Below are 23,988 nucleotides of genomic sequence, written 5' to 3'. Positions count from 1 at the left end.
TTACTATAAAAATGACGTTTATTGTTTTACCAGTAAATCCGGTTTCAAATACATCGCATAAACAATTCCGTAAATATCCTCCTCGCCTCTTTTGATCGAGATCAAGAATGCCCGTGCGACAAGGCTTTGTTCGATCGAAAACCGAATGTAAGGGTTTTGACGGGTAAAGAATCATCCCGAAGACCCGTTAAAGCCGGCACGATCCCGTATCTGGTCGAACGATAAATTCCATTTGCCAACCACACGCACAGGGGCACAACGTGAAAATCGCCAGAATGAGCATCAAAACGAAACTCCTCGGCGGCTTCGGCCTGCTCGCCGCGGTTGTCGTGATCGTGTCGGGCGTGGCCCTCAAGGCACTGTCCGATACGAACGCCGAGTTTTCACGCTACATGAACGGCATCAACGCGCGGGCGAACCTGTCCGCGCAAATCCGCACCGCGGTCGACCGGCGCGCGATCGCCGCGCGCAACCTCGTGCTCGTCACCCGGCCGGCCGACGTCGAAGCCGAACTGGCCGAGGTGAACCATGCGCACAAGGACGTGCAGGACCATCTCGCGAAGCTCAAGGAACTCATGGCGAACGCGACCGACACCTCCGATCGCGCACGCGAACTGGTAGCCGACATCGTGCGCATCGAGGCCGGCTACGGGCCCGTTGCGCTGCGCATCGTCGGACTCGCGCAGGCCGGCAAGAAGGACGACGCAATCGCCGACATCGACGACAACTGCCGCCCGTTGCTCGCGCAACTGGTGCGTGCGACCGACGCCTACGCGACCTTCACGCATGAACGCGAACTCGAAATCGCGCAGGCCTTCGCGGATCGCTACACGGCGGAGCGCAACCTGCTGGCCGGCATCTGCCTGATCGCCGTCGCGATCGCGGCCTGCGGCGGCCTGTGGCTCACACGCAAGATCACGGTGCCGATCGGCGCGGCCGTGGACGTCGCGCGCACGGTGGCGAACGGCGATCTCGGCAGCCGTATCGAGGTGCGCGGCAACGACGAAACGCGCGACCTGCTCGACGCGCTGCGCACGATGAACGAACGGCTGATCGGCATCGTCGGCCGCGTGCGCGACTCGTCGAACAGCATCGCGCACGCGGTGAGCGAGATCGCATCGGGCAACCTCGACCTGAGCCAGCGCACCGAGGAACAGGCCGCGTCGCTGCAGGAAACCGCGGCGACGATGGAGGAATTCACGTCGACGGTGCGCCTGAACGCGGAAAACGCGCAACAGGCCAGCACGCTCGCCGCGAATGCATCGGACGTCGCGCACCGCGGCAGCTCGGTGGTCGGCCGCGTGGTCGACACGATGACGGAAATCGGCCACAGCTCGTCGAAGATCGCCGACATCACGGGCATCATCGAAGGCATCGCGTTCCAGACCAACATCCTCGCGCTCAACGCGGCGGTCGAAGCCGCCCGCGCGGGCGAACAGGGCCGCGGCTTCGCGGTCGTCGCGAGCGAGGTCCGCAATCTCGCGCAGCGCTCGTCGACCGCGGCCAAGGAAATCAAGGAACTGATCACCGCGTCGGTACAGACGATCCGCGACGGCTCGGCGCTCGCGGGCGAAGCCGGCAAGACGATGTCCGACGTCACGCAAGCCGTGGCGCGCGTGACCGACATCATGGGCGAGATCGCGGCCGCATCGGCCGAGCAGAGCCGCGGCATCGACCAGGTGAACCTGACGATCACGCAGATGGACGAGACGACGCAGCAGAACGCCGCGCTCGTCGAGCAGGCGGCAGCCGCATCGAAGTCGCTCGAGGCGCAGGGCCGCGAGTTGTCCGAAACGGTCGCCGCGTTCCGGATGCCGTCCGGCTCACATGGGGCGTCGCCGGGCGCGCTTGTGCAGGAAACGGACATGCGTCACTGGCAACCGGCTGCCGCGTAACGGCATGCGCGAACCAGACGACGATGCGCATGCCGTTACGCTCGTCCGTCTGGGTCACGCTGGCACGCACCGCGTACCGCCGCATCCCGCATCGAAAATCGTTGCAGTCAATCGCGCATGCCGCCATGCGCGTCCTTCGCGCAACTCTCCGCATGGCCTTGCGCACACTGCTTCCGCAGCGACGCGCAAATTTCGGTCCCGCTCGGGCCTCACGCGTTGCAGCACCCTCGTCATGGATAGCGCCCGACATGCGCGCCCGCATCGTGCATCGATACAGACTTTTAAAACGCACGAATGACGAGTATCCTAAAAAAGTACTTTTCGACCGGACGGCGAATCGCGTTCCCTGACTCCCGTCCGATCGCCATGCGGCCCCGTCGTCTCGCGCACCGCGCACCGATGGCGGCGTCTGTCTCTCGCGCCTGGCCGCACGACCCCTTCCCCAACAATCGTCAGGAGAGCTGGTGAGCCGACTCGTCGTCGTATCCAATCGCATTGCAGATCCCCGTAAAGCCGCGGCCGGCGGACTCGCCGTCGCCGTGAAGGACAGCCTGCAGGAAACCGGCGGCGTCTGGTTCGGCTGGAGCGGCAGGCTACGCGGCGGCGACGATCAGGCCACGCATGGCGACGACGTGCAGATCCAGAACGTCGGCGGCATCCAGCTCGCGACGGTCGACCTCGATCCGCAGGATTACGACGCTTACTATCTCGGCTACTCGAACAACGTGCTGTGGCCGGTGTTTCACTACCGGCTCGATCTCGCGCAGTTCGACCGGCGCTTCGCCGACGGCTACCGACGCGTGAACCAGCTGTTCGCGCGCAAGCTGCGCACGCTGCTGCGCCCCGACGACGTCATCTGGGTGCACGACTATCAGCTGATTCCGCTCGCGGCCGAGCTGCGCGCGATGGGCTGCACGAATCCGATCGGCTTCTTCCTGCACATCCCGATGCCGCCGCCGCCGATCATGGCCGCGATCCCGGAACACGAATGGCTGATGCGCTCGCTGTTTGCGTACGACCTCGTCGGCTTCCAGACCGAATCGGACCTGCTCCACTTCGAGCATTACGTCGAGGCCGAAGCCGGCGCGGCGCGGCTGCCCGACGGCCGGCTGCGCGCGTTCGGCCGCACGCTGTCGGCCGGTGCGTTTCCGATCGGCATCAACGTCGACGAATTCGAAGCGCTCGCGCGCGATCGCGACGGCCTCGACATGTTCGAACGCATGCGCGACGAATATTCGCGCCGTCAGCTGCTGGTCGGGGTCGACCGGCTCGATTACACGAAAGGGCTGCCGCAGCGCGTGCATGCGTTCCGCGAGTTGCTCGAACACTATCCGGAGAACCGCGACCGCGCGACGCTGATCCAGATCGCCGCGCCGAGCCGCGAGGATCTCGGCGCCTACGACGACCTGCGGCGCGAGATGGACAGTCTGTGCGGCGCGATCAACGGCGACTACGGCGAGCTCGAATGGATGCCGATGCGCTACATTCACCGCACCGTCGCGCGCAAGCGCCTGCCGGGCCTCTACCGTGCAAGCCGGGTCGCCCTCGTCACGCCGCTGCGCGACGGGATGAACCTCGTCGCGAAAGAGTTCCTCGCGGCGCAGGACGCGGCCGACCCGGGCGTGCTCGTGCTGTCGCGTTTCGCGGGCGCGGCCGAGCAACTGAAGTCGGCGCTGCTCGTCAATCCGTACGACACGCAAGGCACCGCGCAGGCGATCCAGCGCGCGCTCACGATGCCGCTCGAGGAGCGCCGCCAGCGTCACGCGGCGCTGATGGCGATCATGCGCAAGACCGACGTGCACTGGTGGCGCACGCGCTTTCTCGAAGCGCTCACCGAAGCGGCCGAAGTCGCGGCCGCGACCGAATCCTGATGCGCTGACGCGCATTCACGCGTCCGTCGTCTCGACGTGCATTCGAGCAAGACCCACGACGTTCGACCGATACGTGCGCGTCGCTCATGGCGACGCCGTGGCGGGAGAGAAGGAAACGAAAGCGCTCAGTGTCGGCAGATCGACACGCGATGCTCGCCGGTCAGCGCAGCGGCTTCAATGATCAGGTTCGTGCGGCCGGCGGTACGCGATGAAATCGCGCTCGACTGCAGACGCCTGCTCCGTTTCGATCGCGCCGCCGCGCGCGCTCGTTTCGTCGCCGGGTAATGACGCCGTCGCCGACGGCGGTTCGCTGCGCCCGTCGATCAGCGCCTGCAGCACGTCGCGTTCGAGCACCTCGCATTGCAGCAGCCGTCGCGCGATGCGTTCGAGCGCGTCGCGTCGTTCTCCGAGCGTCGCCGCGACGCGCGCATGCGCATCGGTCAACAACGTGCGTACCTCGTCGTCGATCATGCGCGCGGTGTGCTCGCTGCAGCGGCCGTCGCCCGCATGCCATGCGCCGGGCATGCCCTGGCGTACATCGCCGTCGTCGAACGTCGCAAGCCCGATCTTCTCGCTCATTCCGTATTGCATGACCATGTGGCGCGCCATCGCGGTCGCGCGTTCGAGGTCGTTCTGAGCGCCGGTCGACACATCGCCGAACACGAGTTCTTCCGCCACGCGCCCGCCGAGCAGCGCATCGATCCGGTCGAGCAACTCGCTGCGGCGCAGGACGTAGCGATCCTCGGTCGGCACCTGCTGCGTGTAGCCTAGTGCCGCGACGCCGCGCGGAATGATCGACACCTTCTTCACCGGGTCGCAATGCACGCGACTTTCCGCGACGAGCGCATGGCCGGCTTCGTGATACGCGATCGTCAGCTTCTCCTGCTCGTTCATCACGCGGCTCTTGCGCTCGAGGCCCGTCAGCGCGCGGTCGATCGCCTCGTCGAAGTCCGCCATGCCGATCGCCGGCTTGCCGAGTTCGGCCGCATGCAGCGCGGCCTCGTTGACGACGTTCGCGAGATCGGCGCCGACGAAGCCCGGCGTGCGCGATGCAAGCTCGCCGAGATCAACGTCGGCCGCGAGCTTCACGCGCTTCACGTGCACGCCGAGGATCTGGCGGCGGCCGTTCACGTCGGGCCGGTCGATCGCGATGTGACGATCGAAGCGGCCCGGCCGCAGCAATGCGGGATCGAGAATCTCGGGCCGGTTCGTCGCGGCCATGATGATCACGCCGGAGCCGGCCTGGAAGCCGTCCATCTCGACCAGCAACTGGTTGAGCGTCTGTTCGCGCTCGTCGTTGCCCGACATCGGGCCGACGCCTCGCACCTTGCCGAGCGCATCGAGCTCGTCGACGAACACGATGCACGGCGCCTTCTGCTGCGCCTGCTCGAACAGGTCGCGCACGCGCGCGGCGCCCACGCCGACGAACATCTCGACGAACGCCGAGCCGCTGATCGAGAAGAACGGCACGGCCGCCTCGCCGGCCACCGCACGCGCGAGCAGCGTCTTGCCCGTGCCCGGCGCGCCGACGACGAGCACGCCTTTCGGAATCTTGCCGCCGAGCCGCTGGTAGCGATCGGGGTTGCGCAGGAACGCGACGAGCTGCTGCAGTTCGGCCTTCGCTTCGTCGATGCCCGCGATGTCGTCGAACGTGATGCCGGTTTCCTGCTGCACGTACACGCGTGCGCGGCTCTTGCCCATCCCGGTGAAGTCCTGCAGCCCGCCGCGCTTGCGCAGCATCATGTTCCACACGAACACGAGCAGCACGAGCGGTAGCAGCCACGACGCGAGCGACGTGATCCAGCCGGTATCGGGCGTGCCGTGATAGTGGATGCCGGCGGCGGTCAGCGTGTCGATCAGGTGTTCGTCGGTCACGCGGCTGGTCGTGAAGCGCCACGGCGTGCCGGCTTGCCGCACGACCGCGGCGTCGGACGCCGGCAGCATCGTGCCGGCCTGCGGCATCTTCAACGCGCCCGAGATCGACGCCGGCCCGATCTCGAGATCGTCGACGAGCCGCGCGGCGACGAGCCGGTGAAAGTCGCTGTACGCAATCGGCGTCGACGTCGGGTGCAGCATCAGCAACTGCGCGGCGAACAGCACGAAGAAGCCCGCGGCGATCAACAATCCCGGGTAGTCGAATTTCCTGTCCATGGCATCGGGCCGGCCGTATCTGCTGCGCGACGTGCGCTCACGCCGGCACGCGCGCGCAACCCGCGCAACGGGTACGCGGCTGCGGCCGCGGCGACCAGCCGAAAACGGCATGCATCCACGCCATCGTCGCCTCGCTGTCTCGCGTCGTTCGTCGCATCGATACCGCCCCGGCAACACCGTCGGCCGGCGTCGCGGGGGCGATCCTCGCCCGGGCAGCACGCCGTCGCGCGCCACCCCTGATTCCAGTCTAGTTCGCGTGCGGGCGTCGCGCACCGCTCGCCGTGCAAGCGTCGAATCGTCCGACGAACGGCTTTCATCCGCCCCCCTTGCCGCGTTATAGTCGCGTTCATGACATTTTCGTGACAGCCGCATCGCGCCGCCGCGCGCAATACCGGCCGTTGCATTCCGCCCTGCGTCGCGGCCGCCCGCGCGGCGCCGGCGCGCATCGAACGACAACGCCCACCCGCCCATTCGAGGAGCTCACGACGTGAACGACACCCCCGATCGCCCCGACGACCTTCCCGCCGATCCCGACCGCCGCCGTGTGCTCGGCGGCCTCGCCGCGCTCGGTGCCGGTGTCGCGCTCGCCGGCTGCGAAACCACCGCGGGCAACACGCCGCGCTCGGCCGCCGACCTGCGCATCGACGAAGCGTTGCGCCAGCGCGTGCGCCACATCGTCGTGATTTATGCGGAAAACCGCAGCTTCGCGAACCTGTACGGCGATTTCCCGGGCGTGCTTCATCCGCTGAGTGAAGTGCGGCCCGAGCATGCGCAGCAGCTCGATCGCGACGGCAAGACGCCGCTGCCGGTGCTGCCGAAGATCTGGGGCGGGCTCGTGCCGCAGGCGCAGGAAGTGGACGGCAAGCGCTACGCGATCGCCGAGCGCGACATCGACAAGCTGCCGAATGCGCCGTTCCGGATTACCGACGCGCAGGGCCAGCCGCTGCCGAACGGCGTGATCACGCGCGACCTGTGGCACCGCTTCTACCAGAACCAGATGCAGATCGCGGGCGGCCGCAACAACCAGTTCGCCGCATGGGCCGATTCGGGCGGCCTCGTGATGGGCCATTACCGCAATTCGGCCGACACGCTGCGGCTGTGGAATCTCGCGCGGCAATACACGCTGTGCGACAACTTCTTCATGGCGGCCTTCGGCGGTTCGTGGATGAACCACATGTTCCTGATCTCCGCGCAGCCGCCGCTGTATCCGGACGCGCACAAGCATCCGCATGCGGCGAAGCTGCTGTCGAAGGTCGAGGGCGACGATCCGGCCGGCACGCGCCTTAAGCTCGCCGACGATTCGCCCGCGTCCGCGCTGGACGGCCCGCCGAAATTCGCGGTCGACGGTCCGCTGACGCCGGACGGCTACGGCGTCAACACGATGGCGCCGCCGTACCAGCCGAGCTACGTGCCGCCGCCCGATCCGGGCAACGCCGCGTATGCGGACCCGGCCGACCATCGCGTGATGCCGCCGCAGGGCTACGCGACGATCGGCGACCGCCTGTCGGAAAAGAACATCGACTGGGCGTGGTACAGCGGTGCGTGGCAGTACGCGCTCGAGCATCGCGACACCGGCACGGTGCCCGATTTCCAGTACCACCACCAGCCGTTCAACTACTTCGTGAACTACGCGCCGGGCACCGAAGCACGCCGCAAGCACCTGCGCGACGCGGGGCTCGGCGACGAGCCGTCGACCAACCATTTCATCGCCGACATCGACGCGGGCCGCCTGCCGGCCGTCACGTTCTACAAGCCGCAGGGCAACCTGAACATGCACGCGGGTTATGCGGACATCGAATCGGGCGACCGTCACATCGCGACCGTGATCGACCATATCCGGCGCGGGCCGCAATGGGAGAACACCGTGATCGTGATGACCCACGACGAGAACGGCGGCTGGTGGGATCACGTCGCGCCGCCGGTCGGCGACCGCTGGGGCCCCGGCTCGCGGATTCCGGCACTCGTGATCTCGCCGTTCGCGAAAAAGGGCTTCGTCGATCACACGCTGTACGACACGAACTCGATCCTGCGCTTCATCAGCCGCGTGCACGGCCTCGCGCCGCTCGACGGCGTGGTGCTGCGCAACAACGCGTTCGCCGCGCGTGGCGAGACGCCGCCGGGCGACCTGACGAACGCGCTCGAGCTCGGCTGACGACCAGTTGACTGCGGGAAACGACGACGCGCCGGGCCATGCGATCGATGGCTCGGGGCGTCGTTCGTTTCACGGCCGGCGAGGCTACGCGGCGCTATGCGTCGCGCATTGCGGTGCTCAGTGAGTAAATAGCGGCGCGCGCGACGCCCAAATGAAAACGTCCCGCCGCCGACAAGCAATGGCGGCGACGGGACGCCAAAGACGATGACGCTGCGTACCGTCAACCGCCGATACGCTGCTCGATCTTCTTCATCGTGCCGGTCATTTCAGCCGGCAGGCGCAGCTTCAACGTATCGAACAACGCCGCGTGCAGCTTCAGCTCCTCGCGCCATTCGTCGGCGTTCATCGACGTCATCGCATCGAACTGATCGCGCGTGAAATCGAGGCCGTCCCAGTGCAGGTCTTCATACGCAGGCGACACGCCGAACGCATGCTCGCCGCCGCCGCCCGTACCTTCCAGCCGATCGAGCATCCACTTCAGCACGCGCATGTTCTCGCCGAAGCCCGGCCACACGAACTTGCCGTTCGCATCCTTGCGGAACCAGTTCACGCAGTAGATCTTCGGCAGCTTCGCGCCGGCGGCTTCGAGCTGCTTACCGATGTCGAGCCAGTGCGCGAAATAATCGCTGACGTTGTAGCCGCAGAACGGCAGCATCGCGAACGGATCGCGGCGCACGACGCCCTGCTGGCCGACGGCTGCCGCGGTCGTCTCGGAGCCCATCGTCGCTGCCATGTACACGCCTTCGACCCAGTCGCGCGCCTCGGTCACGAGCGGCACCGTCGTCGAGCGGCGGCCGCCGAAGATGAACGCGTCGATCGGCACGCCGGCCGGGTTTTCCCAGTCGTCGTCGATCGACGGGCACTGCGCGGCCGGCGCGGTGAAGCGCGAGTTCGGGTGCGCGGCCTTGCGGCCGGTTTCCTTGCCGATCTCCGGCGTCCACGGATTGCCCTGCCAGTCGGTCAGCTTCGCGGGCGGCGTGTCGGTCAGCCCTTCCCACCACACGTCGCCGTCTTCCGTCAGCGCGACGTTCGTGAAGATCACGTTTTCCTTCAGCGTGGCGATCGCGTTCGGGTTGGTCTTCACGCCCGTGCCCGGCGCGACGCCGAAGAAACCGGCTTCCGGGTTGATCGCATACAGGCGGCCGTCGCGGCCGGGCTTCAGCCACGCGATGTCGTCGCCGATCGTCGTGACCTTCCAGCCGTCGAAGCCCTGCGGCGGAATCAGCATCGCGAAATTGGTCTTGCCGCACGCGGACGGGAACGCGGCCGCGACGTGATACTTCTTGCCGGCCGGCGACGTCACGCCGAGGATCAGCATGTGTTCGGCGAGCCAGCCCTGATCGCGGCCCATCGTCGACGCGATGCGCAGTGCGAAGCACTTCTTGCCGAGCAGCGCGTTGCCGCCGTAGCCCGAGCCGAAGCTCCAGATCTCGCGCGTTTCCGGAAAGTGCACGATGTACTTGACCGGATTGCACGGCCACGGCACGTCCTGCTGGCCGGCTTCGAGCGGATGGCCGACGCTGTGCACGCACGGCACGAAGTCGCCATCCTCGCCGAGCACGTCGTACACGTCGCGCCCCATGCGCGTCATGATCCGCATGTTCACCGCGACGTACGGGCTGTCCGACAACTCGACGCCGACGTGCGCGATCGGCGAGCCGAGCGGGCCCATCGAGAACGGCACGACGTACAGCGTGCGGCCGCGCATCGAGCCGCGGAACAGCCCGTTCAACGTCTCGCGCATTTCGGCCGGTTCGATCCAGTTGTTGGTCGGGCCGACGTCGTCACGCGAGGCCGCGCAGATGAACGTGCGATCCTCGACGCGCGCGACGTCCGACGGATCGGATTGCGCGAGATACGAGTTCGGGCGCTTCGCCGGATTCAGGCGCGTCAGCGTGCCCTGATCGACCATCGCCTGGCACAGCGCATCGTATTCTTCCTGCGAACCGTCACACCACACGACGCGCTCGGGCTCCGTCAGTGCCGCGATGCGCGACACCCAGTCGATCAGCTTGCGATGTTTGACGAAAACCGGCGGAGCAATCAGCGGGCCGTGCGTTGCTTCGGCCAAAGTGTTTTGCGACATGGGGATGTCTCCAGATTTATTGGGCGGGGATGGGGATGCGGGGCGAGCCCGCGAGATGGGGAATGCGTGCGGAGCGCAGGAAGATGCGGCGCGAGGACGGGACGCGCGAGCGGAGCGCGCGTCGATGCCGCGATGCGTGCGAGAGAAGGTGAAGTCTCGTTAGAGGGTGCGAACGCGAGTTTCGCCATGCAAGCAACCTGCCATACAACTCCATGCCGGCCAGCATACCATCGCCGTTATTGGGCGGGCGTTGCGTTGCAACAAGAAACAACTGTGACTGCGCGCCGGCATGCGCGTTGCAGACAGCTGCGTTTTACGGCGACGTTGTGCCCGCTTTGGGGACGAAACGAGCGCGACGACCGCCCCGCAAGGGTTTCGCTCGAGCGGCAATTTCAACCTGCCACTCGTCCGTATGCACAACGCTAACGCGGGTCGCACGAATTCGCGTTTTCGCTACTCAGGCAAACCCTGAATTAGGTTGTGTACACAAACATCCTGTCCGAATGCCCGTACGTCGTAAAAGTCGTGCGCGGATAACGCGCCAGGTTCGAGCAGACAAAAAAACGCCAGCCCCGCGGGGCTGGCGTCGTGTTGCGGGTCCGACGACGATCAGAACTGATTCATCGTGTTGTCCTTGCCCGCTGCCTTCAGCGCCGCTTCGCCGCTGAAGTATTCCTTGTGGTCGTCGCCGATGTCCGAACCCGACATGTTCTGGTGCTTCACGCACGCGATGCCCTGGCGGATTTCCTTGCGCTGCACGCCTGCCACGTAGCCGAGCATGCCCTGGTCGCCGAAGTATTCCTTGGCCAGGTTGTCGGTCGACAGCGCTGCCGTGTGGTACGTCGGCAGCGTGATCAGGTGGTGGAAGATGCCTGCTTCACGCGATGCATCGGCCTGGAACGTACGGATCTTCTCGTCGGCGAGCTTGGCCAGTTCGGTTTCGTCGTATTCGACGCTCATCAGCTGCGCACGGTCGTAAGCCGACACGTCCTTGCCTTCGGCCTTCATCGCGTCGTACGCCTGCTGGCGGAAGTTCAGCGTCCAGTTGAACGACGGGCTGTTGTTGTACACCAGCTTCGCGTTCGGGATCACCTTGCGGATCTCGCTGACCATGCCGCCGATCTGTGCGATATGCGGTTTTTCGGTTTCGATCCACAGCAGGTCGGCGCCGTTCTGCAGCGACGTGATGCAGTCGAGCACGCAACGCGCTTCGCCCGTGCCGGCGCGGAACTGGAACAGGTTGCTCGGCAGGCGCTTCGGGCGCAGCAGCTTGCCGTCGCGCTTGATGACGACGTCACCGTTGCCCAGTTGGTCGGCCGACAGTTCTTCGCAATCGAGGAACGCGTTGTATTGATCGCCCAGGTCGCCCGGCTGGTTCGTCACGGCGATCTGCTTGGTCAGGCCAGCGCCCAGCGAATCGGTACGGGCGACGATGATGCCGTCGTCCACGCCCAGCTCCAGGAATGCGTAGCGGATCGCGCGGATCTTCGCGAGGAAGTCCTCGTGCGGCACCGTGACCTTGCCGTCCTGGTGGCCGCACTGCTTCTCGTCCGACACCTGGTTTTCGATCTGGATGCAGCACGCGCCCGCTTCGATGAACTGCTTGGCCAGCAGGTAGGTCGCTTCCGCGTTGCCGAAGCCGGCGTCGATGTCGGCGATGATCGGCACGACGTGCGTGACGTGGTTGTCGATCTTTTGCTGGATCGCGGCCTTGGCGGTCGCGTCCTTCGCGGCATCCAGCTCGCGGAACAGGCCGCCCAGCTCACGGGCGTCAGCCTGGCGCAGGAACGTGTACAGCTCGCGGATCAGCGCGCTGACCGAGGTCTTTTCGTGCATCGACTGGTCCGGCAGCGGGCCGAATTCCGAACGCAGCGCGGCGACCATCCAGCCCGACAGGTACAGGTAGCGACGTTCGGTGCTGTTGAAGTGCTTCTTGATGGAAATCATCTTCTGCTGGCCGATGAAGCCGTGCCAGCAACCCAGCGACTGCGTGTACTTGGACGGATCGGCATCGTACGCGGCCATGTCGGCGCGCATGATCTTCGCGGTGTACTTCGCGATGTCCAGGCCGGTCTTGAACTTGTTCTGGGCACGCATGCGGGCCGCATACTCGGGGCTGATGGCGTTCCACGCGCTGCCGTGGTTTTCCTTCAAGCCAGCCACTGCCTTGATGTCGTCTTGATATTGGGACATGTCTATCTCCTGGGAACGAAGCGCATTTGAGTAAAGGTTTCAGCGTGCCCGCCGCGCGTGACGAAGCGAACTGCATGGACTCAATAGTAATCCCGCCCAGCGAAATTTCGGTCAAGTCTTATATAAGACATAAGATATAAATTTTCGTTATTTTTCAATGAGATAGTCACGTGTTTTTGCGATGCAAAACACGGTTTCAAGCGGCGGTAAAACGTGACGACAGGAATTTCGCGCGACTTCCGCAATATGAAATGCCCTTTCGGCTGCTGAAGAATGGGCATGCGTCGACAAGGCGGGGCAACGACGGCCACTCCCCATAGTTAGGACAAAACGTCTATACTTGGACGATTATTTGATCCGTGTATATCGACGCATTGGCCTGCCGGCCCGGAGCGACATGAACGACTCTTCCGTTTTCGACACGCTGTGCGAACTGCTGAATACATCCGGCGCGCGTTTCCGCGTGCTCGAGCATCCGGCGGAAGGCAAATCCGACGCGATCGCCGCACTGCGCGGCACCCGCCCCGAACAGGGCGCGAAGGCAATGCTCTGCACGTTCAAGGATGGCGGCGACACCACCGCGCTCGCGGTGATTCCCGGGCACCTGAAAATCGACTTCCGCAAGGTCGCCGATGCGGTGGGCCGGCGCAAGGCGACGCTCGCGTCGCCTGACGTCGCGGCCGCCGTCACGCGCTGCGTGATGGGTGCCGTGCCGCCGTTCGTATTCGATGCGAACGTGACGCTCGTGGTCGATCCCGCGCTGGTCGAGCGCAACACCGAGATCGCGTTCAACGCCGGCCGCCTCGACCGCTCGGTCGTGCTCGACGCGGCCGACTATGTCCGGATCGCGCGCCCGCTGCTGGTCGACATCACGCGGCCCGAGACGACCGACACACCCGCCCCCCAGGACCACGCATGAGCACGAACCGCAAACCGCTGCCGTCGGAGCAGGCGTCGCTGATCGAACAGGTACAGCGCATCGCCGAAGGACTCGGCGAGATGTTCGCGCCGTTCACCGAGGTCGTCGTGCACGACCTCCGCACGCCGGAGCACGCGATCCTCGCGATCCACAACAACCTGTCCGGCCGCGCGGTCGGCGATCCCGCGACCGAACTCGGCCTCGCCCGCATCGCCGACGACGATTTCCCGCAGGTGCTCGCGAACTACCCGAACCGCTTCGCCGACGGCCGCACCGCGAAAAGCACGTCGATCGGCATCAAGGATTCGACCGGGCGCTACGTCGCCGCGCTGTGCCTGAACGCCGACGTCACGCTGTTCCGCGGCTTCCAGGGCATGCTGAACCAGTTCTGCCGCACCGATGGCGAGACCGTCGTCGAGACGCTGGACCCGGCCGGCGCGGACGCGATCCGGCAGCGCATCGACGCATTCGCGACGCGCCTCGCGACGACGCCGCGCGAGCTGAAGACCGACCAGCGCCGTGAACTGATGCAGACGCTGAAGGCCGACGGCTTCCTCGAGGTGCGCCGCGCGATGGAGATCGTGTCGCAGCATCTCGGCGTGTCGCGCGCGACCGTCTACAACGACGCGAAGTGACGCCGCGCGCCCGGCTTTGCCGTTTTGAGTTTCCCGTTGACTGACCTTTCCGACTCTCGAGCGACCATGAATTCTCCGACTCTCCCTACGTACGACGACGTCGTCGCCGCCGCGGCCCGGCTCGAAGGCCACGCGCACCGCACGCCGGTGATGACGTCGCGGACGATCGACGACGCGCTCGGCGCGCAGGTGTTCTTCAAATGCGAGAACCTGCAGCGCATGGGCGCCTTCAAGTTCCGCGGCGCGTTCAACGCACTGTCGCGCTTCAACGCGGAACAGCGCCGCCACGGCGTCGTCGCGTTCTCGTCGGGCAACCATGCGCAGGCGGTCGCGCTGTCGGCGCGCATTCTCGGCATTCCCGCGACGATCGTGATGCCGCAGGACGCGCCGGCCGCGAAGATGGCCGCGACGCGCGGCTACGGCGGCAACGTCGTGACCTACGACCGCTATACCGAGGATCGCGAGCAGATCGGGCGCGATCTCGCGGAGAAGCATGGGCTCACGCTGGTCCCGCCCTACGATCACCCGGACGTGATCGCCGGCCAGGGCACCGCGGCCAAGGAACTGTTCGACGAAGTCGGCCCGCTCGACGCGGTGTTCACGCCGCTCGGCGGTGGCGGGTTGCTGTCGGGCACCGCGCTCGCCACGCGCGCGCTGTCGCCGCACGCGAAGCTGTACGGCGTCGAGCCGGAAGCCGGCAACGACGCCCAGCAATCGTTCCGGTCCGGCACGATCGTGCATATCGACACACCGCGCACGATCGCCGACGGCGCGCAGACGCAGCACCTCGGCAACCTGACGTTCCCGATCCTGCGCCGCGACGTCGACGACATCCTGACCGCGACGGACGCAGAACTGATCGAGTCCATGCGTTTCTTCGCCACACGGATGAAGATCGTCGTCGAGCCGACCGGCTGCCTGTCGTTCGCCGCCGTGCGGCGGATGAAGGATGCGCTGCAGGGCAAGCGCGTCGGCGTGGTGATCAGCGGCGGCAACGTCGATCTCGAGAACTTCTGCGCGCTGGTGTCGGCGCCCGCCTGACCGTCGCGGCGCGCATGAAGATCCTGTCATGCGTGCCGCCGCCCCTTCACGGCGCGTTAAGTTTCGCGCCCTAGACTGATTACGTCGTCCTGAATTCAGTCGTGAAGGAGTCGCCATGAATACGCACGCGATCGTCGCCGCCGCCCTGGCGGCCGCTTCCCTGTCGGCGTTCGCTCAACCGGGCGTGACGTCATCCGGTTTTCCCGCCGCCGCGCCTCGTCCTGCAGCCGGGCAAGCAATGCACCGTTCGCCCGCCGCGTTGCCGCCCGCCGGCTTCGTGTTCGCGAAGATCGATCAGAACAATACGCCGCCCGATCGCGGGGGCGACCCGGCCGGCCGCGCGCACGGCGGCACGCATATGTAACGATACGCGCCGGCCATCGGCATTCGGAACGTCGGCAGCGACGGACCACGGGTGCCGTGGAGATCGTCGGTGCGCCGCTGCCGCGCGCTGTCGGTCGTCCCCGGTTGAGCAATCAGCCAGTCGTGCCCGGCGCGAAGTCACGCGCTCGACCCCGCCAATTTCATCAGACGTGAAACGCGGTACCGTCGGGAGAACACGAGCGAATCCGGCACTCCGCCGCAGGACAATGACGTTTTTTTGCATCCCCACCCGGCCGCACGATTGACGCGCCGGAGGGCGCGCCATTACCCTTGCGCGCTGATGGTTCCCGGAGACGGGATCAAAAGGGAACGCAGGTGAGGCAACGCCTCGAAGCTGCGGCTGCCCCCGCAACTGTGAGCGGCGAATCCGTGCCACCGCATGCCACTGGGAAACCGGGAAGGCCCGCACGGACGACGACCCGCGAGCCAGGAGACCTGCCATCGACCCGAGGTCCAGCAGCCGCACCGGGCGGGGTGTCCCGATGCGCCAGGCGCCGCCCCCGGCGGCCGCCCGTTGCATGGACGACCCGACCTCAGGATCCGTCAGATGTCCATCGTTCCCGAATCCGCTTCCCGACCGGAAGCGTCGCACCGACACGCCGTCGGCATGCGCTCCTCGTCCGCCTTCGGCTCACGATCGCCGTACACGCCACACGCTTGGTCCCGCTGTCTCATGAATATTCGTCACCTGCTTGCCACATCCGCCGCCACCGCGCTGCTTTCCCCGCTCGCCCATGCGGCCGGCGACATGGCGCAGGCGCAGCCCGCCGCGCCTGCGTCAGGCGCGGACCTGCCGACGATCAGCGTGACCGACACGCGGCATCTGCCCGAATCGTTCGACCGCCGCTATGCGTCGACGCAGGTGCTCACGCGCGAGGATCTCGACCGGCTGTCGCCCGCCGACCCTAGCATCACGCAGGCGCTCGCGACGCTGCCGGGCGTGACCGTCGCGCAGAACGGCGGGCCCGGCTCGTCCGCGTCGGTCAGCATCCGCGGCTCGTCGGCGAGCCAGGTCGCCGTGTTCATCGACGGCATCCGGATCGGCTCGCCGACCACCGGCATCGCGCCGTGGGCCGACCTGCCGACCGAAGCGTTCGAGCGCGTCGAAGTGATCTCCGGGCCGGCCGCCGCGTCGTTCGGCAACAACGCAATGGGGGGCGTCGTTCAACTCTTCACGCGCCGCGCCGCCCACCAGCCGAACCAGACCACCGTGTCGTTCGGCGGCGGCTCGAACAAGACGTTCGACACGCAGTTCCGCACGTCGGGCACGGTGCCGTCGACGGGGCCGATGGCCGCGCTCGGCGGGCTCACCTACTCGCTCGGGCTGCACGACTACAACACGGCCGGCATCGATGCGACGCGGCCGTTCTTCTACGGCCACGAAGACGGCCGCAATCCGTATCATGCGCAGGACCTCGACGCACGGCTCGGCTATGCGCGCGACAACTGGTCGATCTCGACGTTCGCGCTGTACCACCGCTCCGATCTGTCCTACGACAACAGCGGCTACGCGAATCGGGAGCTCGATCACCAGTTGACGACCGGCGTCGCGTTCCATCTCGACATCACGCCCGATACGCAGTTCGACCAGTCGTTCGGTTATGCGAACGACCGCCAGTTCATCTACGCGGACAACCCGGCCCTCGCGACGGATCAGATCAATTCGCAGCGCATCAGCACGTCGACGTCGCTGACCCATCAGGAGCACGGGTTTCACCTGTTCGGCCTGCCGCTGTCGGGCGAATCGAAGCTCGCGTACGACTTCACGCGCGAGCAGGCGTTCCTGCCGGTCGACATTCCCGGCGGCGTGCCGACGCGCAACGATTCCGCGTTCTCGCTGCACCAGTCGGCGACGCTCGGCCGCGTGACGATGTTCGTGGCCGGCCGTCACGAGATCATCGCCGGGCAAGCGGTGAACACCGGCAACGCCGCGCTGTCGTGGGCGATCACGCCGGTCTACACGGCGCGGGTGTCGTACGGCAATGCGTTCCGCCTGCCGACCTTCAACGACCTGTACTACCCCGGCTACGGCAATCCGAACCTCAGCCCGGAACGCAGCACGTCGGTCGAGGCCGCGCTCGACGCGAACACGGCGTACGGCACGTTCACCGCGGCGATCTACGACACGCGCGTCAGCAACCTGATCGCGTACAACCCGGCAACGTTCTCGCCGATGAACATCGGCCGTTCGCACATTCGCGGCATCGACCTGTCGTACAAGGGGACGATCGGCCGTTCGACGCCGGTGAGCGTCGCGGTCGGCATCCTGAATCCGCAGGACGAGACCAACCAGACCTGGCTCAGCCGCCGGCCGCGCCAGACGGTCAGCCTGAACGTCGACCACACGTGGGACGAACTGAAGCTGCACGCGCTGAGCACGGGCGCGTCGCTGCTGTACGGCGGCTCGACGTTCGACGATCCGGCCAACCGGCAGTACCTGGCGTCGTACCTGACGGTGAGCCTGCGCGCGTCGTACCGGATCAATGCACACCTGACCGTGTCGGCGTCGCTGTCGAACCTGTTCGACCGGCAATACATGACCGCGTACGGCTACAACACGCTCGGGCGCACCGCGTTCGGCAAGGTCAGCTATACGTTCTGACGGCCACGCACATCGGCGCAAGGAACCCCACCGGCACGCGCGCCTAGATCAACCCGCGCACGCCCGCGACCAGCTGGATCGCGCCGAATACCGCGACGACGGCCGCCGACCCGCGCGACAGCGCGTGCATGAACGCGAACGACAGCTTCGTGCGCAGCGCGGCGCTCGCGCCGCTCAGGCACAGCCACCACGTGGCCGAACCGACGAACACGCCGGCCACCATCCACCCCACGGTCGCCCACATCGCGCCTTCCCGCGCCCTCGGCAACGGGCCGAGCGCCGCGAAGATCCCGACGAACGACACGATCGTCATCGGGTTCGACAGCGTGAGGCCGAACGTCGTCAGGAAATCGCGCAGGACGGTCGACCGCGGCAGGTCGCGTTGCCCCGCCGGCGCGGCCGGCGCCTGGCGTGCGATGGTCCATGCGAGCCAGACGAGAAACGCGCCGCCGCCGATTTTCAGGCCGACGGTCAGCATCGGGAACGCGGTGACGATGCCCGCGACACCCAGCGCGCCGAGCAGGCCGTAAATCGCATCGGCGCACGCGGCGCCGATGCCCGTCGCGAAGCCCGCCTGGAAGCCGCGGCTCAGGCTGCGCTGAATGCACAGCATGCCGATCGGGCCGACCGGCACCGCGATCGACAGCCCCATCACGACGGATTTGATGAACAACATCGCCTGCTCCTTGCAACATCCAGTGGCTCGAACAGGCATCGTAGGGAAAGTCCGGCCCCCGCTGAATGCGGTTTTTAAGGAAAAATGGCCACTCTCCCTTAAAAACTCCAACCGCAATGGACGATCTGGACTGGAAGGTGCTGGCGCTGTTGCAGGACAACGGGCGCATCAGCTATACGGAGCTCGCGCGCCAGGTTCACCTGTCGGTGCCGGCGGTGACGGAGCGCGTGAAGCGTCTTGAAGCGGCCGGTGTGATCGACGGCTACACCGCCCGGATCAATCCGTCCGCGGCCGGCTATCCAGTGAGCGCGCTGATCGGCATCACGGTGCCGCAACCGGCGAAAGCGAAGTTCCTCAAGCTGCTGGAGACGATTCCCGAAGTCGTCGAATGCCATCACGTGACGGGCGCGGATTCGTACGTGATGCGGTTCGTCGCCGTCAGCATGGCCCATCTCGAACAACTGATCGAACGGGTCAACCTGTACGGCGAAACGCGCACGTCGATCGTGATGTCGACGCCGTTGCCGGCGCGCGGGATGGCGCGGCCGCCGTCGAAGCCCGGCGACACGCGTCGATAGCGGGCCGCGGTTTCGGGACCGTCCCACGCGACCGGCCGAACCGGCGACGACCGATGGTCGCCGGCCCCCGTCATGCATCGCGTTCCCCTCGCATGACGATCGGTACGGGCTGACTATTTGCCGACCGCACCGCCGAGCAGGCCACCCACCAGCGACGTCACCGGCGCAAGCGGATTGGCGAGACCGCCCAGCGGCGAGCCGCCCCCGCTCGTACCGGTCGCCGAGCCATCGTGCACGGTCGCCGGGATGCCGCCGACCACGCTCGTCACCAGACCGGCAACCGGCACCGCACCGTTCGGGCCGCTCGGGTTCACGAGACCGCCCGCATTGGTCACCGTGTTGCCGACTGCCCGAACGAGGCCGCCGACCGCGCCGACGATCGGCTGCGGCGACGTGGACGTCACCTTCCATCCGGCCGACGTGATCGCGCCGCCGACCTGCCCGAGCAGGCCCGCGACCGGCTGCCCGAGGCCGGTTGCGGTGCCGACCTGCTGCGTGAGCTGGCCCGCCGTCGTCACGAGCGGCGTGATCGCGGTGCTGATCGCCTGCGTCGCCTGCTGGACCGGGGCCGACGCGAGAGTCGCGCCGAGCATGGTGCCGCCCGACTTCAGGCCGCCGGCCACCGTGTCGAGCAGGCCACCGACGGGCGTCGTGATCGGCGCGAGCGGTGACAGCGGGCCAGAGCCGAGCGCCTTCACCGTTTCGCTGAGGCCGTTGACCGGGTTGCTGGTCGAGCCGACGAGGGTGCCAAGGCCCGTTACCGTCCTGCCGACCGGGTTCGGCGTAAAGCCGATCTGACCGATACCGTTGCTCACGGCGTTCGTCGTATCGCGGATGATCGTGCCGACGCCGGTGACCGTGTCGGCCGGCCCGGCCGTCACCGCCTTGCCGACGCCCGGCAGCGTCACGTCGCCGAGCGTCGCGCCCGCAGCCAGCACGACTGCGCCGACGGAACTGATGATGCCGTTGGTGCCGGGTGTGCCGCTGGTTCCGCTCGTGCCGCCTGTGCCGCTGGTTCCACTCGTGCCACTGGTTCCGCTGGTTCCGCTGGTTCCGCTAGTTCCGCTAGTTCCGCTAGTTCCGCTAGTTCCGCTAGTTCCGCTAGTTCCGCTAGTTCCGCTAGTTCCGCTAGTTCCGCTAGTTCCGCTAGTTCCGCTAGTTCCGCTAGTTCCGCTAGTTCCGCTAGTTCCGCTAGTTCCGCTAGTTCCGCTAGTTCCGCTAGTTCCGCTAGTTCCGCTAGTTCCGCTGGTACCGCTCGTGCCACTTGATCCACTCGTGCCGCTGCTTCCACTCGTGCCACTTGATCCACTCGCGCCACTAGTACCGCTGGTCCCGTTCGTCCCGCTCGTACTCGTCCCGATGTTGTTACCGGCCAGCGTCGGTGCCGTAATGTCGCCGCCGCCGCATGCCGCGAGCGCGCACGCCGCGGCAATGGCGGCGAACGCAACGTTCGCCTTGATGAAGTGATCTTGCATGGAAGCCCCCGTTCGCTATTCAGCGCGATCACCCCAACAAGCATCTACCGTGCCATTTCCAACGGCCTCCTTCACAATTTCACAATCACCCTGCGATAGCCGTCCGCGCCGCACTGCGCGGCATGGCGCATCACGTGCGGATCGTGCCTCGCGGCGCGGTCCGCCCTGGCATTCCGATAACGCCGACGTAACACCGGCCCTGCGTTACGTAGCACGAACCAGGAAAAACCGACGTCGTCCATCCGTACACGGGCCACATAGTCGTCACGGTCGCTTCACCAGTTTCACGATCGTCAGTGTGCCGTTGACGTTTTCCACTCGAACCCGGACCCTGTCGCCCACATGCAGCGACGGGATCATCGCCGCGTCGCCGGCCTTGAACGCCATCGTCATCGGCGGCATTCCGATGTTGTCGAGGGCGCCGTGCTTCAGCGTCACGAGCTGGCGGCCGGCGTCGATTTCCTTGACTTCGGCATCGGTCAGCTTCGTATCCGGCACCGACATGGTCGTGTCGGCTGACCTCATGCCGGACATGTCGCCACTCGCGAGCGTCGACGTCGCAACGATCGCCGTCGCGCACGACACGACGACGGCGTGAAAACAGGTTTTCATCGAGCGTCTCCCGTCGGGCCCGGCGCGTTTCCCCCGCCAGTCGGCGCTACGCATCACACGATCAACGTCACACCGGCCCATGCGATCAGCACGGCACCCAGCACACGGCCGATACGGTCGCCGCCGGGCAGCACCTTTTCCACGAACACGAACAGCGACAACGCGACGATCCATACGACGTTCATCACGCCGCCGACGAACAGCAGCGCCATCAGCAACCAGCAGCAGCCCACGCAAACCATGCCGTGCCGCGCACCCAGCAGGAAACTGCCGGCAACGCCCGGACGCCAGTGCGCGACCAGGAATGCCGCCGGCGCACGGCATTGCCGCAGGCACGCACGTTTCAGCGGCGAGAATTGGTAGAGTCCGGCCAGCGCCAGCACGATCGCGGAAAGAAGCGCACTCTTCGACCACAGCATCATCGCGGAGATCAGCCCGGCCGGCTGCAGCAGCGCCTGAAGCAACGCCGCGCCGATCGAGAACGCCAGCCATGTCGTCAGATAGCCGGCCAGCAGCGCGACCGACGTGAACGCCGATCCCGCCGCCCCGTCGCCGTGCTGCCGCAGCACGCGCCGGTACAGCATCACGAGCGGCGCCGCGCCGGGCGTCATCATCGCGATCATCATCACCCACCACATCGCGATCACGGTCGGCAGAGACGGGTCCATGCTGCCCATGCCGTCCGCCAGCCGATGCGGAAACAGCGCGACGGTCGTCATCTCCCGCGCCGACATGCCAGTTCCCGCACCCGTCCACAGATAGAACCAGCACAGCCCCACGAGCGCGGCCATGCCGAGCAGCGTGACGGCCCGCTCGCGCGCGAACCAGGAGTCGAACGGCGTCATGCCGCGGCGCGATGCCGGATCAGCCCGTGATTGTTCAGATGCAGCCGCGCGAACTGCGCATAGGTTCCGTCGAGATTCAGCGCGATGTTGCCCTGCGAGCGCCCCGTGCCCGAACCGATCTCGGCCAGCTCGTATTCGAAACCGTGCGGCAGGTCGATCCGCACGCGATGCTCGGCCCCCGTCACCGGATTGCGGATGGGTTCGCCGGCCGCATCGAACACACCGTCGACGTGAATCCGGCCGCGCCGCGCATCGACATCGACGTCGAAATCGATCTTCGTGAAGATCGGATCGAACGCGTGCTCGAGCGTCGACGCATACACCGAGAACATCGTCGCGAATGGATCGGTGTCCTGACCGGTCATGATCTTCAGCACGGCATCGCGCTGCGCCGGACTGGCACGCTCGTCGACGATCGGCTGGCACTTTCCCTTGCCTTCGTGCACGGCGCCCGGCCACTGGAACACCACCGCGATCCTGACGCCGTCGAGCACCACGTCGCCGTAGTGGCCGCTGTCGATCGAAATCGCCCCCATCGCTTCGCAGTTGCCGTTGGTCGGCAGCGCATTGAACTGACAAGGGCAACCGTATGAGCAATTGCAGCTGATCATTTCGGTTCCCTGAATTTCCCACGGCGTCATGGCTCCACCTCGCGCGCTGAAACGGACGAACGCTTCGAATCTAGTGCACGGGGTGAGGGAAAGCAAAGCGGGAATGGCGGCGTGAAAACCGCGCGTTGCGGCCTCACGTAAGACGTTTCGGGATGCGTTCCCGGGGCTGTTCCCGAAACCGTCCCGCCAGCGTGTTCTCACACGATCAGCGATGCGACGATCGCACACCACACCGCGCCTGCACCGCACAGAAACACGCGCCGTGCGACGAACATTCGCGATTCGTCGTCAGGTGTTTTCATCGGCGACGTCGCGAGAAACGGCACGCTGGCCAGGCATGCGAACCCCGCCAGCGCCGGCACGATCACGACGTAGTCGCCGAATCGCCAAGGCAGCGCCTCGTGCAACCCCCAGTAGCCGAGAAACAGCATGCCCATCGAGAACATCGTCGCCGCGGCCGAACTGAGCGCGACCACCGATCCTGTCGGAAATTGCACGGGAACCTCCCTTCGCGCGGCGCGCGATGCAACGCCTCTCGCCGAAGATCAACATCATCTCGTCCGCCGGCAACGAAGTCGGGCATTCGGGCGCGAATGCATCGAGCGCATCGTCTCCGCTCCTCAGCGAATGCGCGTTGTCACGGATTGACAGAGTCAGCCTGATCGAGCGGTCATGTCGTACTCGTCCAAGAGGACGCGCGTGACGCCGTCAACCCGGCTTTTTCGTGCCCTGCGCAACGGAAATCCATCCGACCACCGCCGCGGCGACCCAGCAACAGGTGATCATCAGGTCCAGATCCATCAGTCCCTGGAAATTCGTACTGTTTTCGAAACTGCAGCGCTGATGGCCCCTGACCCACATGCAGCCGCTGATCAGTTGCTGGATGTGCATGTAGACGCTGTACACGGCAACGGCCGAAGCGATGACGGCGACCCGCAGGCTTATGCTCTTTTTCATTGACGCTGAAGGCGTGGGATGATCTCCCGGCGATCTTAAGCCAATGGCGATGCGTGACGCAATCGATCCGGTATCGAGCCGATCGACCGGCACGCGTAAAAGGACATCGATCTCGCAGCGGCAACGCGGACCACCATGACGAAACAAGACACGATCGCACTGATCGTCGATCCCGACAGCGGCGAGCGGATTCGCGACATCGCCGCGCACGCACGGCATACGTCGCGTCGCTCGGTTGCCTCACGACACGTGCCGGCATGCCCGCGCAAGCAGCACGCCGCGCGGTACGTCGGTGTCGGTGCTGA

The 23,988-nt window shown here is 66.2% G+C and carries 19 protein-coding genes and 1 riboswitch; of the genes, 9 read left to right on the top strand and 10 right to left on the bottom strand.

Translation table 11 applies throughout. The annotated features are described in order from the left end of the window. Positions 1–275: 275 nt before the first annotated feature. Positions 276–1,895 carry a methyl-accepting chemotaxis protein gene (locus tag AP428_RS20020; RefSeq protein ID WP_011547659.1) on the top strand — a complete coding sequence of 540 codons (1,620 nt, stop codon included), beginning with the start codon at positions 276–278 and terminating at the stop codon, positions 1,893–1,895. Positions 1,896–2,359: 464 nt separating this feature from the next. Beyond that, positions 2,360–3,766 carry an alpha,alpha-trehalose-phosphate synthase (UDP-forming) gene (gene otsA / locus AP428_RS20015; protein ID WP_006478986.1) on the top strand — a complete coding sequence of 469 codons (1,407 nt, stop codon included), beginning with the start codon at positions 2,360–2,362 and terminating at the stop codon, positions 3,764–3,766. 174 nt (positions 3,767–3,940) lie between these two features. On the opposite strand, the gene ftsH is transcribed toward otsA, so the two are convergent. Further along, the gene (gene ftsH / locus AP428_RS20010) at positions 3,941–5,917 is read right to left on the bottom strand and encodes an ATP-dependent zinc metalloprotease FtsH (protein WP_011547657.1); all 1,977 of its coding nucleotides are present in this window, start codon (positions 5,915–5,917) and stop codon (positions 3,941–3,943) included. Positions 5,918–6,404: 487 nt separating this feature from the next. Between ftsH and AP428_RS20005 the strand changes: the two genes are divergently transcribed. Beyond that, positions 6,405–8,069, top strand: coding sequence for an acid phosphatase (locus AP428_RS20005; protein ID WP_011547656.1), 1,665 nt, complete (start codon positions 6,405–6,407; stop codon positions 8,067–8,069). Positions 8,070–8,289: 220 nt separating this feature from the next. On the opposite strand, the gene AP428_RS20000 is transcribed toward AP428_RS20005, so the two are convergent. Together AP428_RS20000 and AP428_RS19995 are read right to left on the bottom strand one after the other, a co-directional pair. After that, positions 8,290–10,155 carry a phosphoenolpyruvate carboxykinase (GTP) gene (locus tag AP428_RS20000; protein ID WP_011547655.1) on the bottom strand — a complete coding sequence of 622 codons (1,866 nt, stop codon included), beginning with the start codon at positions 10,153–10,155 and terminating at the stop codon, positions 8,290–8,292. A 609-nt stretch (positions 10,156–10,764) separates the two neighbouring features. Next, on the bottom strand, positions 10,765–12,348 hold the full coding sequence (locus AP428_RS19995) for an isocitrate lyase (protein ID WP_011547654.1): 1,584 nt from the start codon (positions 12,346–12,348) through the stop codon (positions 10,765–10,767). A 397-nt stretch (positions 12,349–12,745) separates the two neighbouring features. Between AP428_RS19995 and AP428_RS19990 the strand changes: the two genes are divergently transcribed. The 5 genes from AP428_RS19990 to AP428_RS19970 all read left to right on the top strand — a co-directional run bounded on the left by AP428_RS19990 (position 12,746) and on the right by AP428_RS19970 (position 17,929). Further along, positions 12,746–13,267, top strand: a complete 522-nt coding sequence (locus tag AP428_RS19990; protein WP_011694750.1) for a YbaK/prolyl-tRNA synthetase associated domain-containing protein — start codon at positions 12,746–12,748, stop codon at positions 13,265–13,267. After that, the gene (locus AP428_RS19985) at positions 13,264–13,902 is read left to right on the top strand and encodes a transcriptional regulator (RefSeq protein WP_011547652.1); all 639 of its coding nucleotides are present in this window, start codon (positions 13,264–13,266) and stop codon (positions 13,900–13,902) included. Before AP428_RS19990 ends, AP428_RS19985 begins: the two co-directional genes overlap by 4 nt. A 66-nt stretch (positions 13,903–13,968) precedes the next feature. After that, a complete protein-coding gene (locus AP428_RS19980; RefSeq protein ID WP_011547651.1) occupies positions 13,969–14,943 on the top strand; it encodes a threo-3-hydroxy-L-aspartate ammonia-lyase in 975 nt (324 codons plus the stop codon). Between the two features lie 115 nt (positions 14,944–15,058). Then, entirely contained in the window at positions 15,059–15,307 is a 249-nt protein-coding gene (locus tag AP428_RS19975) for a hypothetical protein (protein ID WP_011547650.1), read from the top strand. Between the two features lie 284 nt (positions 15,308–15,591). Beyond that, positions 15,592–15,785: riboswitch (cobalamin riboswitch) on the top strand. A 215-nt stretch (positions 15,786–16,000) separates the two neighbouring features. Beyond that, positions 16,001–17,929: a TonB-dependent receptor domain-containing protein gene (locus AP428_RS19970; RefSeq protein WP_011547649.1), complete on the top strand. Its 1,929-nt coding sequence runs from the start codon at positions 16,001–16,003 to the stop codon at positions 17,927–17,929. Between the two features lie 43 nt (positions 17,930–17,972). Here the strand turns inward: AP428_RS19970 and AP428_RS19965 are convergent, their stop codons facing one another. Further along, a complete protein-coding gene (locus AP428_RS19965; RefSeq protein ID WP_011547648.1) occupies positions 17,973–18,605 on the bottom strand; it encodes a LysE family translocator in 633 nt (210 codons plus the stop codon). Positions 18,606–18,721: 116 nt separating this feature from the next. Between AP428_RS19965 and AP428_RS19960 the strand changes: the two genes are divergently transcribed. Then, entirely contained in the window at positions 18,722–19,183 is a 462-nt protein-coding gene (locus AP428_RS19960; protein WP_012339921.1) for an Lrp/AsnC family transcriptional regulator, read from the top strand. A 113-nt stretch (positions 19,184–19,296) separates the two neighbouring features. Here AP428_RS19960 and AP428_RS36790 read toward each other — a convergent pair whose 3' ends face one another. The 6 genes from AP428_RS36790 to AP428_RS19930 form a co-directional block, all read right to left on the bottom strand. Then, a complete protein-coding gene (locus tag AP428_RS36790; RefSeq protein WP_156349338.1) occupies positions 19,297–20,658 on the bottom strand; it encodes a collagen-like triple helix repeat-containing protein in 1,362 nt (453 codons plus the stop codon). 264 nt (positions 20,659–20,922) lie between these two features. After that, positions 20,923–21,270 carry a copper-binding protein gene (locus AP428_RS19950; RefSeq protein WP_011547645.1) on the bottom strand — a complete coding sequence of 116 codons (348 nt, stop codon included), beginning with the start codon at positions 21,268–21,270 and terminating at the stop codon, positions 20,923–20,925. A gap of 53 nt (positions 21,271–21,323) precedes the next feature. Then, positions 21,324–22,115, bottom strand: a complete 792-nt coding sequence (locus AP428_RS19945; protein WP_011547644.1) for a DUF2182 domain-containing protein — start codon at positions 22,113–22,115, stop codon at positions 21,324–21,326. Further along, on the bottom strand, positions 22,112–22,756 hold the full coding sequence (locus tag AP428_RS19940; protein WP_011694752.1) for a DUF1326 domain-containing protein: 645 nt from the start codon (positions 22,754–22,756) through the stop codon (positions 22,112–22,114). Before AP428_RS19940 ends, AP428_RS19945 begins: the two co-directional genes overlap by 4 nt. 167 nt (positions 22,757–22,923) lie before the next feature. Continuing rightward, the gene (locus AP428_RS19935) at positions 22,924–23,223 is read right to left on the bottom strand and encodes a hypothetical protein (RefSeq protein ID WP_011547642.1); all 300 of its coding nucleotides are present in this window, start codon (positions 23,221–23,223) and stop codon (positions 22,924–22,926) included. A gap of 211 nt (positions 23,224–23,434) precedes the next feature. Further along, positions 23,435–23,683, bottom strand: a complete 249-nt coding sequence (locus AP428_RS19930; RefSeq protein ID WP_006478971.1) for a hypothetical protein — start codon at positions 23,681–23,683, stop codon at positions 23,435–23,437. Between the last annotated feature and the right edge of the window lie 305 nt (positions 23,684–23,988).

It is taken from the genome of Burkholderia sp. E168m22 (genome assembly GCF_001319805.1).
Taxonomy (GTDB): Bacteria; Pseudomonadota; Gammaproteobacteria; order Burkholderiales; family Burkholderiaceae; genus Burkholderia; species Burkholderia orbicola.
This window is presented reverse-complemented; position numbering and strand designations above follow the sequence as displayed.